The organism is Parvibaculum sp. MBR-TMA-1.3b-4.2, assembly GCF_053628815.1.
Genome location: NZ_JBRJHC010000001.1, coordinates 693,521 through 708,658 on the forward strand (window position 1 = coordinate 693,521; position 15,138 = coordinate 708,658).

A 15,138-nucleotide genomic window follows, 5' to 3' on the forward strand; every position below is an offset into this window, starting at 1 on the left:
CAAGGCACGCTCCGCCCTCTCCTGCTAAACTGTTGACGAAGGTGGTATTTTTATCTCCACCCCCTTCATCCCGGCGGGCCGAATAGCCACCTCTAAAGAGACATTCGACGCAGGCGGCTGCAAGGACTATTCTCCCGCCGCGTCGGGAACAGCCCCGACGGCGACAGAAGTAGCACGAGGACCAGATCATCATGGGCAGCTATCGTTCACGCACCACGACCCATGGCCGCAACATGGCCGGCGCCCGCGGCTTGTGGCGCGCCACCGGTATGAAAGAAGGCGATTTCGGCAAGCCGATCATCGCCGTGGTGAATTCCTTCACCCAGTTCGTGCCCGGCCATGTACATCTGAAGGATCTCGGCCAGCTCGTCGCCCGCGAAATCGAAAAGGCCGGCGGCGTCGCCAAGGAATTCAACACCATCGCGGTCGATGACGGAATCGCGATGGGCCATGACGGCATGCTCTATTCCCTGCCCTCGCGCGAGATCATCGCCGACAGCGTGGAATATATGGTCAACGCCCATTGCGCCGACGCGATGGTCTGCATCTCCAATTGCGACAAGATCACGCCCGGCATGCTGAACGCCGCCATGCGGCTCAACATTCCGGCGGTCTTCGTCTCCGGCGGCCCGATGGAAGCCGGCAAGGTGGAACTGCGCGACAAGACGAAAGCGCTCGACCTCGTGGACGCCATGGTCGCCGCGGCCGATGAGGGCTATAGCGACGAGGAAGTCCAGACCATCGAGCGCTCGGCCTGCCCCACCTGCGGCTCCTGCTCGGGCATGTTTACCGCGAACTCGATGAACTGCCTCACCGAGGCGCTGGGCCTCAGCCTGCCGGGCAATGGCTCGACGCTGGCCACCCATGCCGCGCGCGAAGAACTCTTCCTCGAGGCGGGCCGCCGCATCGTCGATCTTGCCAGGCGCTGCTACGAGCAGGACGACACCTCCGTGCTGCCGCGCTCCATCGCCACCAAGGAAGCCTTCGAGAACGCCATGTCGCTCGACATCGCTATGGGCGGCTCCACCAATACGGTGCTGCATATTCTCGCCGCCGCCTCCGAAGGCGGGATCGACTTCACCATGGCCGATATCGACCGGCTGTCGCGCCGCGTGCCGGTGCTCTGCAAGGTCGCGCCCTCCAAGGACGATGTGCATATGGAAGACGTGCATCGCGCGGGCGGCATCATGTCGATCCTCGGCGAACTGGACCGCGGCGGGTTGCTGCACAACCGGTTGCCGACCGTCCATGCCGCGACGATGGCCGAAGCGCTCGACACATGGGACATCGCCCGCAACACGGCGAGCCCCGCTGCCAAGGAGCTCTTCCTTGCCGCGCCCGGCGGCGTGCCGACCCAGACGGCGTTCAGCCAGGACAGCAAATGGGAAAGCCTCGACCTCGACCGCGAGGGCGGCGTCATCCGCAATGTCGAGCACGCCTTTTCCAAGGATGGCGGGCTGGCCGTTCTCTACGGCAATATCGCGCTCAATGGTTGCGTGGTGAAGACGGCGGGTGTCGATGACAGCATCCTGAAATTCACCGGCACGGCCCGGATCTTCGAAAGCCAGGACGATGCGGTGAGCGCCATCCTGACCGGCAAGATCAAGGAAGGCGACGTCGTCGTCATCCGCTATGAAGGCCCGCGCGGCGGCCCCGGCATGCAGGAAATGCTCTACCCGACCTCCTATCTGAAGTCGAAGGGTCTGGGCGCCAAATGCGCGCTCGTCACCGACGGACGTTTCTCCGGCGGCACCTCGGGCCTGTCCATCGGCCATGCCTCGCCGGAAGCAGCGGAAGGCGGCGCCATCGGCCTCGTGCAGGACGGCGACCTCATCGACATCGACGTGCCGGGCCGCACCATCGCGGCGCGGGTGAGCGACGAGGAACTCGCGGAGCGTCGGGCCGAACAGGATAAAAAGGGCTGGCGGCCGGTGAAGCCGCGCAAGCGCGCCATCTCCACCGCGCTCAAGACCTATGCCGCTTTCGCCACCAGCGCCGACAAGGGCGCCGTGCGCGACAAGGACGCCATCGACAAGGCGGCGGGCATCCACTGACGCCGCCAACTCTTCGGCAGGAACAAACGAACGGCAGGGTCATCCCCTGCCGTTTTTGTTTTGCCCGCTCTCCCCTATGATGAGCGCAAACAACATGGCCGGGGCGATGCGGCGGATAGAGGGGGAACAATGCGGCTTGTCATCAGAAATGCGCGGCGGCTCGATGTGGAGAACATGGCCTTCGTCGAGGACGGCCCTGTCGTTTCAGAGGATGGCAAGATCGTCGCCATTGGCGAAAACGCCTCCGCGGATGTCGAGATCGACGCCAGGGGCAGCTTCCTGCTGCCCGGCTTCATCGACGCGCATGTGCATTTCCGCCTCGCGACGCTCGATTTCGCAAAGCTTCAGCGCTGGTCCGAGGTCGAGTTCGGCATCGTCATGGCGCGTCTCGCAAAGGAAACGCTACAGCGCGGCTTCACCACGGTGCGCGATCTGGGCGGCGATGTCGAAGGGCTGATGCGCGCCATCCGGGCCGGCATGGCCGAAGGCCCGCGCATTATCCGCGCCGGGCGGATGCTCACCCAGACGGGCGGACATGGCGATGCGGAATCGGGCCCCCGCCCCGTGCCGACCTGCGCCTGCGAAATGCGCCACACCGCCTTCGGCATCGTCGCCGACGGGCCGGACGCGGTGCGCAAGGCCGCGCGGCACAATCTGCGCGACGGCTCGGACTTCATCAAGATCCATGTCTCGGGCGGCGTCGCCTCGCCCGCCGACCCGCTGGAATCCGTTCAGTACACGGCAGCCGAAATCATGGCCGCCTGCGAGGAGGCGCGTCACCGTCAGACCTATGTGGCCGCGCATGCCTATTCGCCGGAATCGATAACCATGGCGGTGGAGAACGGCGTCCACACCATCGAGCATGGCAACATGATCGACGCGGACGCCGCCGCCGCCGTCGCGCGGCATGGCGCGGTGATGGTGCCCACCCTTTCCACCTATGAGGCGATGGACCTTATCGGGCGCCAGATGGGGTTCCCGGCGGCCAATCTCGTCAAGAACAGCAAGGTGCTGGACGCAGGGCTCCGCTCGCTCGAAATCGCCCGCGAGGCCGGCGTCACGCTTGGCTGGGGCACGGATCTCATCGGCGAAAGCCAGTCGCGCCAGCGCCGCGAATTCGCGATCCGCGCGGAGGTCGAAACGCCGGCGGACATCCTGCGCGCCATGTATGTCGTCAATCCGCGTCTCTGCGGCCTGGAAGGAAAGATCGGCACGCTCACGCCCGGCGCGGCGGCGGATATGGTCCTGACGAAAATCGACCCGCTCGAAAACATCGCCGCCCTCGGCGAAGACGGCGCCATCGAACGCGTCATCCATCGCGGCGCGGTTGTCGAGGGCGGCGCATGACCCTGAAGCTTGTGGCGGGCCTTGCTCTCGGCGCGTGCCTGGCATTTGCAATCTGGGCCCTCATTGTCGCCGTCGGCGCGCGCGAGGGCTGGTGGCGGCCCATGGTGGCGGCAAAGGGCGACACAGCCAGCTTTCTTCTCTGGGCGGAGAGCCGCTATACGGCGGAGTCGAAGGGCAACTTCGCAATCGCATTACTCGAGCAGGGCCATGTTTCGCGAACATGGTTCGCCTCGCATGGCCAGCCCGTCGATGCCAAATCCCTTTTCCAGGTCGCCTCGCTGAGCAAATGGATCACCGCCTGGGGCGTCATGGTTCTGGTGGAGCAGCACCGGATCGAGCTTGACGCGCCGGTCTCGCGCTATCTGACCCGGTGGCATTTGCCGCCAAGCGAATTCGACAACGACAAGGTCACCGTGCGCCGCCTGCTCAGCCACACCGCCGGGTTGACGGACGGGCTGGGCTTTCTCGGCTATCCGCCGGACACGCCCCTGCCCACGATCGAAGAGGAACTGACGCATGCGGACGACACGCTGCCGGGGGCGAGAGGCGTTACGCGCGTCGGCGCACGGCCAGGCTCGCGCTGGCGCTATTCGGGCGGCGGCTATCTGATCCTGCAACTCCTCATCGAAGAAGTGACGCATGAAAGCTTCGACGATTTCATGCATCGCGCAGTGCTTCGGCCGCTTGGCATGACCTCCTCCACCTTCGTCGATCCCGACCCCGCGCATCTCGCCGAATTTTACGACGCCGACGGATCGAGGGCCGTCCATTACAGGTTCACCGCGCTCGCCGCCGCGTCACTCTATAGCTGCGTTGAGGACATGACCCGTTTCCTGCAGGCGCAAATGCCGCGTCCCGACGGAGCCCCGGCGGGACGCGGCGTCCTGCGGCCGGAAACGTTGGAAGAGATGCGCAAACCCCAAGCATTCCTCTACGGCTTCCCGGTCTGGGGCCTCGGGGAAAGCCTCTATGCGCCGAACGGCGAAGGCGGCTATGTCGTCGGCCATGACGGGCACAACGCACCGGCGATCAACACCACGGCCCGCATCGACCCGGCCACGGGCGACGGCATCGTCCTGCTCGAAACCGGCAATGCAAAGCTTGCCGCCGAGATCGGCGGCGAGTGGGTCTTCTGGCACACGGGCAAGGTCGGTCTCGATACGCTGGCGATGTTCGAGGTGCGCCGGATACTGCTCCGTCTGGCCTATGGCGCGCTGGCTATCCTGATCGGCAGCTTCGTCATCGCATGGGCATGGCGACGCATCGGAAGCTGACGCCCGCGTGCCCTCACTCTCACTCGATCGTCCCGGGGGGCTTCGAGGTCACGTCGTAGACGACGCGGTTGATGCCTCGCACCTCGTTGATGATGCGGGTCAAGCTACAGCATGTTGGCGTCATTGTGCTGACGGATCATGCGGCCCGAAAAGGTGTCGGCGCAGACGCCGCAGCGAATGCCCTTCACCTTGTTCGCCGCCATTATAATGCCCTGCTCCGTGCCGCACAGGATGATGCCCAATCTGCAATCGCCGGAAGCAACAAGCCGCGCCACCTCGGCGCCATGCTCGGGATAACGCGTGCTCTCCGGCGTCACCGGCCCGATATCGACAACCTCGAAGCCCTATGCCTCAACATGTGCGGCAACGGCCTGCCGGAGCGGAATGGCGGCATGGTCTCTGGAGAAAACGATGCGGCTGTTCGTCGTCATGGAGAGGTTGTCACGTTTTCGTGGAAATGGTTAGGGGCTCTTCTATCAAATAGAAAAAGAATCATCACAAGATGGGAGGTTTTGGAAGGTCCTTTTCATTTCCTCCTTCAACCATGAAATTACTTTGTTCGTAACTGGCGTTGCACCATTGAAGAGGCCATTCAGCGTAGATCCGTCGTAACCTGCGTGGGTTGTAAATCCACCATAGTGGGGAACATTGGGTTTACGCCCCAACTCGATCAGGCTTTTTGTAACTTCGTCTACGGACGGAACTGGATCGGGCCATGGCCCGTCGAACGAAACGTCGGCACCGGCATCATTCCAAGACTTTACTGGTATCCAACGCGGATAAATAACAAAAGTCCGCTCAATTGGATCACCTTTGACGACTTTGAGATTCCATCTGAGTGGAAGGATGGGGTAGAAGATCATATCATTGACAAAGCCCTTGAACGACGATTCAGCAATCTCTTTATAGATAATCTGAACGCGCCGATACTCCTCATCCAAGATACGCTCAAGTGCACCCTCAGCTATGGCGCTTGCGTTTTTGTCATTCCAACCCAGCCTCGACCACCAAGGATCGAGCGCTTTCGTTCCAGCAGCACGCAGCTTGATGATATCGTCCAGCATAGACTGAATGGGAAAGTGCAAATGAGAGCCTTCCCGGTACCATTTGTCCGCATGAGGCTGAAGCAAGCGCTCAATTTTGGACAAGTCATCATCCGTTGAAAAAGGGAAGCCATAACGCTCGGCCAGAAAACGTACTCGACCAATCAGACGTTCGCCCGCCCATGCAGTTCCGCCTTCTATGTCGAGTTTATCAATAACCTCCTCAATACTCTTACTTAGCAGCGTCATACCCAATAACCTCGCGCTATCTGCTCGATAACGAGAAAGACTTAGATCAACCCCACGGATTGTTCCTGGAAACTCTGGATCACCGACCACGACGCGAGAAGAATCTTTGTCTCTAGCAAATATTTTATAAGAAAGACTATTCGAGTTTGCTCTGCCTATGATTGAAAGAGGTTTGTTTCTCACTTCTGTCAAATGTTCAACGATGGCAGGACGGAGTGCTGGAAAGAATCCATCAAGCGGCTCATCAACGCCATTCAAAAGATCTGTCAGGTAACGACGGGATAACTCCTCCCGCCCCAGACGTTCCATATCATCGGACGTATCGCGCCTGTATCTCAGGGCATCAAGATATGTCTCAATCGATCCCGATGTCATACGCTCCCAAAGTGCCCCTTGGGCACTAAGATCTGTCAGTTGTGACATTAGAAGAACAGGCAGAAACGAGTCCGACGAAACTTTCAACCGGGATATTGCGATCAGCTGATCCGGCACGCTCTTTTCCGTCAATGCCTTCGCACGCAGATAATCCGCCAACCCATCATGTTTCACTTCCATCATGGAGTTGTGTACCCGCACAGCATCGGATCGTACCAATTCGTTCAGCACATCCTCATTAGTTTCTTTCTCTTTAAGAAGCTGGATTATTTTCGCGCTTGGTAACGGCGATTCTATAGTTGCTTGAGCAATGATTGAGAGTGCGTATTCGCGATGGAGCCGGGACATTTGGTCGTTTGGTTCGGCATCCAGCACGGCTTCCAGCCATGAACGAAACAGCATGTCAACATCCCGAGGGAAATCGCGGCGCCGTTTCCAGTGACCCAACGCCAATTCCAGTATCAACGGATTGCCAAAGAGCGAATGGAGAGTTGGCGGTGCCATTCCAATAATTGAATAATGTTGAGTGCTTCCGTCTGTGAGAATAATCTGCTCCATCTCACGCATTTGCATATCCGACAAAGGTTCAAGCTCTAGTGTCGGTATATCGATTGTGGGTTCTGCATCGGCACGCGAAAAAACAAAAAACTGAGACATTGGGTAATCTCGCAAAAATAGTGAGATATCTGCCTCAATCCTTCGTTGAAAATTGCGGCTAGTGCGATCCAAGCTATCGCAAATAACCGTTACTCCAGCATCCCGAACTAGGTCTCGAAAGCTATGATCTGTAACTCCCGGCTGATGGGGTTGTAACCGCTGAAGCAAGAACGAAAACAAGTCGGACCCAGATGCCTCCAAGGCTGGCAATGGTGCTTCTATGGCAACAAGCGCACGTTCTCCCCTCCAGCGGGCTTCTATTGCTTCCTTTGCGACACTGCGAGACAGAGTTGTCTTTCCGTACCCTGATGAACCAACAATTATTGCTCCTTTTGGATAAGCCACTAACAACTGACCCGACTCTACTGTGGTAGCATCTGCTCCCACTTGCTTTAGCGTCAGAGTTCGCCGCACCGCCGTGGGACGAGAAAGCATTCGCGTCAACTCGGCAGTTTCATAGCTACCAAGGTCCGCAGTTGCCTCTACAATCGTCTTAAATTTTAGAGTCTTACAGTAATCACGGACTGCAATTTTATTAAGAAATTTCTCGATCTTTCCCTTGTTCTCAATCAGCTGACTGACTGAAATCTGCAGAACACATTCGCTTTCAAAAGTTGCTTGCTGTTGCCAGATTTCAAGCTCCTTCCCATTCGTTAGAAGAAGCAAGGGCGCACGTAGGTTTTGGGCATAGGATTCACCTTGTGCCTTACCGTTAGGCAACGCTTCATTAGACGCCTTGGTTTCAACAACAAGCAGAGAGTTGTTCCTGTCATGCAGCGGCCCATAAAAGCAGACGAAATCTGCTTCCGGCTTGCGCCCAGCACGGCCCTGTTGAAACTCGACGGGATATTTAGCTGCAATATCAGCACGTCTGTCGTAGCCGAGAGACTCTAGCAATGGGACAACAAGGCGTAGTTCGATATTGGCCTCGCTATCCAACGCCCCAAGGTCAGGTATTGCATTCCAAAAATTGTCGAATGTGTTCACGACTATTGCCCTCAATAAAACGGTGTATCCGCCTTACAACAATCTTTGTCCACACAGACGCTTCACTCGTTGGAACTATCTTGGCACCTTAATTAAACTAAGGACGCAGAGCGTTGGCTGAATGTATAAAAATTTTCGCTCGCAAAACATCCCGCCCAAACGTAGGCCTGACTTTAGTTTTTGATCGTTTATTTGGATTCAGAAAAACTTTAGAAATTTTCTACCATCATTCGACAAATCAAATCCCCCTCACTCCCACTCGATCGTCCCGGGGGGCTTCGAGGTCACGTCGTAGACGACGCGGTTGATGCCTCGCACCTCGTTGATGATGCGGGTCGAAACATGGCCGAGGAATTCGTGGCTGAAGGGGTAGTAGTCCGCCGTCATGCCATCCAGTGACGTCACCGCGCGAAGCGCGCAGACGTAATCGTAAGTGCGCTCGTCGCCCATCACGCCCACGGTGCGCACGGGCAGCAGCACGGCGAAGGCCTGCCAGATCTGGTCATAGAGGCCCGCCGCGCGGATTTCCTCCAGATAGATCGTGTCGGCCTTGCGCAGGATTTCCAGCTTCTCGCCCGTGATCTCGCCCGGCACGCGGATGGCGAGCCCCGGCCCGGGGAAAGGATGCCGCCCGACGAATTGTTCCGGCAGGCCGAGTTCGCGGCCGAGCTCGCGCACCTCGTCCTTGAAGAGTTCGCGAAGCGGCTCCACCAGCTTCATGTTCATGCGTTCCGGCAGCCCGCCCACATTGTGGTGGCTCTTGATGGTGACGGACGGCCCGCCCGCGAAGGACACGCTTTCGATCACATCCGGATAGAGCGTGCCCTGCGCCAGGAAGTCCGCGCCGCCCACTTTCTTCGCCTCGTCCTCGAAGACGTCGATGAAGGTGGAGCCGATGATCTTGCGCTTCTGTTCCGGGTCGGTCACGCCGTCGAGCTTGCCGAGGAAGAGCTCGCTCGCATCCACCGCCACGAGCGGAATGTTGTAATGGTCGCGGAAGAGCGAGACGACCTCGGCGGATTCGCCCGCGCGCATCATGCCGGTATCGACAAAGACGCATTGCAGCTGGTCGCCGATGGCCTCATGCAGCAGCACGGCGACGACTGAGCTATCCACCCCGCCCGACAGCCCGCAGATGACGCGGCCCGAGCCCACCTGCTCGCGCACCTTGGCGATTTCGGTTTCGCGGAAGGCGGCCATGGTCCAGTCGCCCTTGCAGCCGCAAATGCGGTGCGTGAAGTTCCACAGCATGTCGCGCCCGCGCGGCGTGTGAACAACTTCCGGGTGGAACTGCACGCCATAGAAGCGGCGTTCCTCATCCGCGATGGCCGCGAAGGGCGCGCCCCGGCTCTGGCCGATCACCTTGAAGCCCGGCGCGAGGCTCACCACCCGGTCGCCATGGCTCATCCAGACGGGTTCCGTCTCGCCCTTCTGCACCACGCCGTCGAAAAGCGGGCTGTCCTCCAGCACCTCGATGGCGGCGCGGCCGAATTCGCGCTCGTCATGGCCTTCCACCTTGCCGCCCAGCTGCAGCGTCATGGTCTGCTGGCCGTAGCAGATGCCCAGCACCGGCAGCCCCGCCTCGAAGACGAATTGCGGCGCGCGGGGGCTGCCCTCCCGGCTGACGCTGGACGGGCTTCCCGACAGGATCACGCCCTTCGGCCCGAAGCTCTCCCACATCTCCTCCACCTTGTTGAAGGGCACGATCTCGCTATAGACGCCGCTTTCGCGGATACGCCGGGCGATGAGCTGCGTCACTTGGCTGCCGAAATCGATGATGAGGATGCGGTCTTCGGTCATAGGCATGTTCCGGGGCAATACGGGGGAAGGCAGATTATGGATGGCGATAGACCATCATAGCGAAAAGGGGTCAAGGCGGCGCGGAGACAGAGCACGGGGTCAGGCCCTCCGCCGCAGAATGGAGACGAAAAACCCGTCCGTGCCGCTGGTCGCCGGGCTGAGGCGCAGCGCGATGGCCGACAGGCTCGCCGGGCGCGGCAGGTCTTCCGGCCAGTGCTTCGTCCAGGGCTCTTCGGCGAAATCCTCATGGGCGGCGAGGAAGGCGGCCACCCGGTCCTCGTTTTCCGACGGCAGCAGCGAACAGGTCACATAGACGAGCCGCCCGCCCGGCTTCACCAGCGGGGCTGCGCGCTCCAGCACTTCCGTCTGTGCCGCGCGGTAGCCGGCGAGCTTTTCCGTCGTCAGCCGCCAGCGGGCGTCCGGGCTCCGCCGCCAGGCGCCCGTGCCGGAACAGGGCGCATCCACGAGAACGAGGTCGGCCCGGCCCGCGAGCGCGGCGAGATCGGGGTCCGTCCCGCCCGGCACCCAGAGGTGCAGCGGCATCGTCTGGATGTTGCGGCAGCCCGCGCGCTGCGCCCGGGGCATGAGGGCCTTCAGGCGCCGCGCCTCCAGATCGCAGGCAAATATCTGGCCGTGGTTCTCCATCGTCGCAGCGAGCGCCAGCGATTTGCCGCCGCCGCCCGCGCAGAGATCGACCACCTGCTCGCCCGGTTTCGCGCCCGCCAGCAGGCAGGCCAGTTGCGAGCCTTCATCCTGAATCTCAACAAGCCCGTCCTTGAAGGGTTTCAGCGCGGGCAGATTGGCTTTCTTCAAAAGCCTTATAGACCAGGGAGATAGCGCCCCTTCTTCAATCTCCGCGCCAGCCTCTTTCAGGGCCCTCATCACGTCTTCACGCGATGCTTTAAGCGTGTTGGCGCGCAGATCCGTCGGCGCGCGGTCCATCAGCGCGGCCAGTTCCGGCTCCAGCCTCTCGCCGAACGCGTCCTGAAATTCCGGGTGCAGCCATTCGGGATAGTTGAGGCGGATATGGGGGGCGATGTCCGGTCCCGGCAGCGCGGCCGCTTTCAGCGCGGCGGCTTCCTCTTCGGTGGCGGGTGCGGGATCGTGCTTCTCACCGGTCATCAGGGCAAGCACGGCATCGGCCCCCTCGCCCGCGCGCAGCGTCAGCCAGCCCATCGCCATCAGCCGCGGTGCATCGTCTCCCACCGCATGGGCCAGTTCCGCCTTGTGGCGCAGCACGCCATAGACGATGGCGCTCACCGCCGCCCGGTCCTTCGACCCGGCATAGCGGCTTGCCCGTGCCCAGTTCTCGAAGATGCGGTCCGCCGGCGTCTCGCTGCGGAAAATATCGACCAGAATATCGATAGCGGCGGAGAGCCGCGCGCCGGGGGTCATGACCTATATGGCTTTCGGGTCTCTCAGAGGCTGCTGCCGCCGGGATAGTTGGGGGCTTCGCGGGTGATCGTCACGTCATGGACATGGCTTTCACGCAGCGAGGCCGACGAGATGCGGACGAATTCGGCCCGCTCCTGGAAGTCCTTGATGGAGGCCGAGCCGGTATAGCCCATGGCCGCGCGCAGGCCGCCGACCAGCTGGTGGATCACCGTGCCGACCGGGCCCTTATAGGCGACCTGGCCTTCGATGCCTTCCGGCACCAGCTTCAGCGTGTCCTTCACATCCTGCTGGAAATAGCGGTCGGCGGAGCCCACCGCCATGGCGCCCACCGAGCCCATGCCGCGATAGGCCTTGTAGCTGCGGCCCTGATAGAGGAAGACCTCGCCCGGGCTTTCCTCGGTGCCCGCGAAGAGCGAGCCCAGCATGGCGCATTCCGCGCCCGCCGCGATGGCCTTGGCCAGATCGCCGGAAAACTTGATACCGCCATCGGCGATGACCGGCGTGTCGGTCTTCTGCGCCGCTTCCACCGCATCCATGATGGCGGTGAGCTGGGGCACGCCGACACCGGCCACGATGCGGGTGGTGCAGATGGAGCCCGGCCCGATGCCGACCTTCACCGCGTCGGCGCCCGCGTCGATCAGCGATTTCGCGCCGTCGCCGGTCGCCACATTGCCGGCAATCACCTGCGTGGAATTGGAGAGCTTCTTGATGCGCTCCACCGCCTCGGCCACGCGGGCGGAATGGCCATGCGCGGTATCGACCACGATCACATCCGCGCCGCCGTCGATCAGCGCCGCGGAGCGCTCATAGCCCTCGTCGCCCACCGTGGTGGCGGCGGCGACCCGCAGGCGGCCCTGCCCGTCCTTGGCCGCATTGGGGTGAAGCTGAGCCTTCTCGATATCCTTCACCGTGATGAGGCCGACGCAGCGATAGGCGTCGTCCACCACCAGCAGCTTTTCGATGCGGTGCCTGTGGAGAAGCTTCTTCGCCTCGTCCTGGCTCACCCCGTCATTCACCGTGATGAGATTTTCCTTCGTCATCAGGTTGCGGACGGGTTCGATCATATTGCTGGCGAAGCGCACATCGCGGTTGGTGAGAATGCCGACGAGCTTGCCCGTTTCCGGCTCCACGACCGGGATGCCGGAAATCCGGTTGCGCTCCATCAGGTCCAGCGCTTCGGCCAGCGTCGAATCCGGCCCGATGGTGACCGGGTTCACCACCATGCCGCTTTCGAACTTCTTCACCTGGCGGACCTGCTCGGCCTGCGCCTCGATGGTCATGTTGCGGTGGAGGACGCCCATGCCGCCGGCCTGCGCCATGGCGATGGCCAGCCGCGCTTCGGTAACCGTGTCCATCGCCGAGGAGATGATCGGGATACCGAGCTGGATGGATTTGGTAAGGCGGGTGCGGGTTTCCGCCTGGCTGGGCATGACCGTCGATGCCGCTGGCAACAGCAGAACATCATCGAACGTCAGAGCATCGCGGATTTTCATGCCAACCTCCTGTCGGGGGCCGTTTTCCCAAATGAAAAACGAGCCTGCCTGCCTTGTGTTGGCGCTGGTTCTTAACACCGAAGCGGGGATATGCAAAGCGCTTCTCGCCGCAATGCGGCATGACATTCATGTAAAGAGCAAAAGCCGGGCGGAGGCCTCGGAATCAGGCCTCTTCCGCCTCGTCCGTCCCCTCTCCCCGGCCCTTGAAGCCGGTCGCCAGCACATACATTTCCGACGAATCGGCGCGGCTGGCCTTGGGTTTCACGTGCCGCACGACCTTGAAATGCTGCTTCAGGAAGGCCAGAAGCTCGTTTTCCGTGCCGCCCCGGAACACCTTGGCGATGAAGGCGCCGTCCTCGTTCAGCACCTCGATGGCGAAATGGGCCGCCGCCTCGCACAGCGCCATGATCTTCAGATGGTCGGTCTGCTTGTGACCGGTCGTATTGGCCGCCATGTCCGACATCACGACATCGGGCAGCCCGCCCAGTTCCTGGATCAGGCGCTCGTCCGCGCCCTCTTCCAGAAAATCCATCTGCAGGATAGTGGAGCCCGGCACCAGCTCCACTTCCAGAAGGTCGATGCCGACCACGGCCCCTTGGGCCTTGCCGGGCTTTGTCCCTTCCCCGGTCGGCGCTTTCACGCGCTCCACCGCCACCTGGCACCAGCCGCCCGGCGCCGCGCCGAGGTCCACCACGCGCTGGCCGGGTTTCAGCACGTGAAACTTGTCGTCCATCTCGGTCAGCTTGTAGGCCGCGCGCGAGCGCAAGCCGTCGCGCTTGGCGGCCTGCACGTAAGGATCGTTCAACTGGCGCTGGAGCCAGCGCGTGGAAGAAGTCTTGCGGCGTTTCGCGGTTTTCACCCGCACCTTCAGACTACGGGCGCCGCTGCCCTTCTTTTTCTCGACCATTACTCGCTACTCGCTTCCGTCGCATTCGCTGCCGGGCCCTGCTGCCGGTTCGCCTTTTGCTTGCGCCGCCGTCGCCTGCGCCGTCGCCGCGCCTTCGATGCATCGGCGTCCATCATGGAGAGCAATATGCCCTCCCTGAGGCCCCGGTCGGCAACGCGCAGGCGCTGGCTAGGCCAGGCCTCGGCGATCGCCTCGAAGATGGCGCAGCCCGCCAGAACGAGATCGGCCCGTTCCTCGCCGACGCAAGGATGCCCGGCGCGGCTGTCATAATCCATCGCGATCAGGTCGCGCGTCACCCGGTGCACGTCTCCCGGCGACAGCCAGATCCCGTCCACCACCGTTCGGTCATATCGTTTGAGGTCCAGCATGACGCCCGCGATGGTGGTCACGGTGCCGGACGTGCCGAGAAGGTGGAAAGGCGGCATCGCGCCGTTGCGGGCTTCTTCATGCCAGTCCGCCATGCGCGCCGCGAAGGGCTCGAGATGGCCTGCGACCTCCTCGACCATTTCCCGGTAGATATCCTCCGACACATCCTCGCCGCCATATTTTTCGGCCAGCGTCACCACCCCGTGGGGCAGCGATATCCAGTCCGCGATCCGCGGGCGCGCAGGCGCCGCACCGTCATCGCCGGGCCGCTCGATCTCGACCCAGATGAGTTCGGTCGAGCCGCCGCCAATATCGAAGACGAGCGCCGCCTCGCAATCGCGATCGAGCAGCGGCGCACAGCCGGCCAGGGCCAGCCGCGCCTCATCCTCGGTCGAGACGATTTCAAGCGAGAGTCCCGCTTCCCTTTTCACCCGCTTGATGAAATCCGGGCCGTTATCCGCCGCGCGGCAGGCCGCCGTCGCAATAGCGCGCGCCCGGCCGACGCCGCGCCGCTCCATCTTTTCGGCACAGATGCGCAGCGCTTCCACCGCCCGGTCCATGGCCTGATCGCTCAGACAGCCATTGGCGGCCACGCCCTCGCCCAGCCGGACGATGCGCGAGAAGGCATCCACCACCTTGAAGCCGTCGGACGTGCGCCGGGCGATCAGCAGGCGGCAATTATTGGTACCGAGATCGAGCGCGGCGTAGAGCTTTTCCCGGCCGCCCGCCGCCCCTCGAGTTCCGGGTGCACCGCGCCTGTTCCGGCGCCGCTTTCGGCGGGCCGTGCGCGATTTCGTCTCGCTGTTGCCGGTATCGGATTTGCCGTCGGTCTTGCCGCTCTCGGACGCGGCATTCTCGGGCGCAGCTGTCCCGGATGCGGCGGCCATTGCAGCCTTGCCGCCGCGGCCACGCTTTCCCCGGCGCTTGCGACGGCGCGCGGGCGCGGTTCCGGTGTCTTTTCGGGCGGCATCCCCGCCAGCCTGTCCGCCCTCGGCCCCATCGGGACCGGGATGGAAGGATGGCACGGATTGCCCGGCGGCGGGACGTGATGCGCCCCTTGCACCGCCTTCATCGTCGTGTTGCACGCGATCCTTAAAATCCGGGAAGCAGCAGTACCGGCGCCCCCTCACAAGGCCCCGATCGCGCTTCGAACACCGGATTCCCTCTGTTCTCAGTTGAGGCAAGTCTAGC

9 protein-coding genes and 2 pseudogenes are annotated in these 15,138 nt (G+C 62.0%); 3 read left to right on the plus strand and 8 right to left on the minus strand.

What is annotated here, in order from left to right; all coding sequences use genetic code 11:
- Positions 1 to 191: 191 nt before the first annotated feature.
- The 3 genes from ilvD (at position 192) to ACSSVQ_RS03580 (ending at position 4,675) form a co-directional block, all read left to right on the plus strand.
- Positions 192 to 2,054, plus strand: a complete 1,863-nt coding sequence (gene ilvD / locus ACSSVQ_RS03570) for a dihydroxy-acid dehydratase (RefSeq protein WP_454180860.1) — start codon at positions 192 to 194, stop codon at positions 2,052 to 2,054.
- A 129-nt stretch (positions 2,055 to 2,183) separates the two neighbouring features.
- The gene (locus ACSSVQ_RS03575) at positions 2,184 to 3,401 is read left to right on the plus strand and encodes an amidohydrolase family protein (protein ID WP_454180861.1); all 1,218 of its coding nucleotides are present in this window, start codon (positions 2,184 to 2,186) and stop codon (positions 3,399 to 3,401) included.
- On the plus strand, positions 3,398 to 4,675 hold the full coding sequence (locus tag ACSSVQ_RS03580) for a serine hydrolase domain-containing protein (RefSeq protein WP_454180862.1): 1,278 nt from the start codon (positions 3,398 to 3,400) through the stop codon (positions 4,673 to 4,675). Before ACSSVQ_RS03575 ends, ACSSVQ_RS03580 begins: the two co-directional genes overlap by 4 nt.
- A gap of 19 nt (positions 4,676 to 4,694) precedes the next feature.
- Here the strand turns inward: ACSSVQ_RS03580 and ACSSVQ_RS03585 are convergent.
- The 8 genes and pseudogenes from ACSSVQ_RS03585 to ACSSVQ_RS03620 form a co-directional block, all read right to left on the minus strand.
- A pseudogene (locus ACSSVQ_RS03585) lies at positions 4,695 to 4,775 on the minus strand (GMP synthase (glutamine-hydrolyzing)); the annotation flags it as partial.
- Positions 4,776 to 4,782: 7 nt separating this feature from the next.
- Positions 4,783 to 5,106: pseudogene (locus ACSSVQ_RS03590) on the minus strand (RpiB/LacA/LacB family sugar-phosphate isomerase); the annotation flags it as partial.
- Positions 5,107 to 5,151: 45 nt separating this feature from the next.
- Positions 5,152 to 7,986 (minus strand): type I restriction enzyme HsdR N-terminal domain-containing protein, encoded by a 2,835-nt coding sequence (locus ACSSVQ_RS03595; protein ID WP_454180863.1) that lies wholly within the window; start codon positions 7,984 to 7,986, stop codon positions 5,152 to 5,154.
- A 249-nt stretch (positions 7,987 to 8,235) separates the two neighbouring features.
- On the minus strand, positions 8,236 to 9,792 hold the full coding sequence (guaA, locus tag ACSSVQ_RS03600; protein WP_454180864.1) for a glutamine-hydrolyzing GMP synthase: 1,557 nt from the start codon (positions 9,790 to 9,792) through the stop codon (positions 8,236 to 8,238).
- Positions 9,793 to 9,885: 93 nt separating this feature from the next.
- Complete coding sequence (locus ACSSVQ_RS03605; protein WP_454180865.1) at positions 9,886 to 11,181, minus strand: RsmB/NOP family class I SAM-dependent RNA methyltransferase; 1,296 nt, start codon at positions 11,179 to 11,181, stop codon at positions 9,886 to 9,888.
- A 23-nt stretch (positions 11,182 to 11,204) separates the two neighbouring features.
- On the minus strand, positions 11,205 to 12,674 hold the full coding sequence (gene guaB / locus ACSSVQ_RS03610; protein ID WP_454180866.1) for an IMP dehydrogenase: 1,470 nt from the start codon (positions 12,672 to 12,674) through the stop codon (positions 11,205 to 11,207).
- Positions 12,675 to 12,837: 163 nt separating this feature from the next.
- Positions 12,838 to 13,581: an RlmE family RNA methyltransferase gene (locus tag ACSSVQ_RS03615; protein WP_454180867.1), complete on the minus strand. Its 744-nt coding sequence runs from the start codon at positions 13,579 to 13,581 to the stop codon at positions 12,838 to 12,840.
- Complete coding sequence (locus ACSSVQ_RS03620; RefSeq protein WP_454180868.1) at positions 13,581 to 14,834, minus strand: Ppx/GppA phosphatase family protein; 1,254 nt, start codon at positions 14,832 to 14,834, stop codon at positions 13,581 to 13,583. Before ACSSVQ_RS03620 ends, ACSSVQ_RS03615 begins: the two co-directional genes overlap by 1 nt.
- Positions 14,835 to 15,138: the final 304 nt, after the last annotated feature.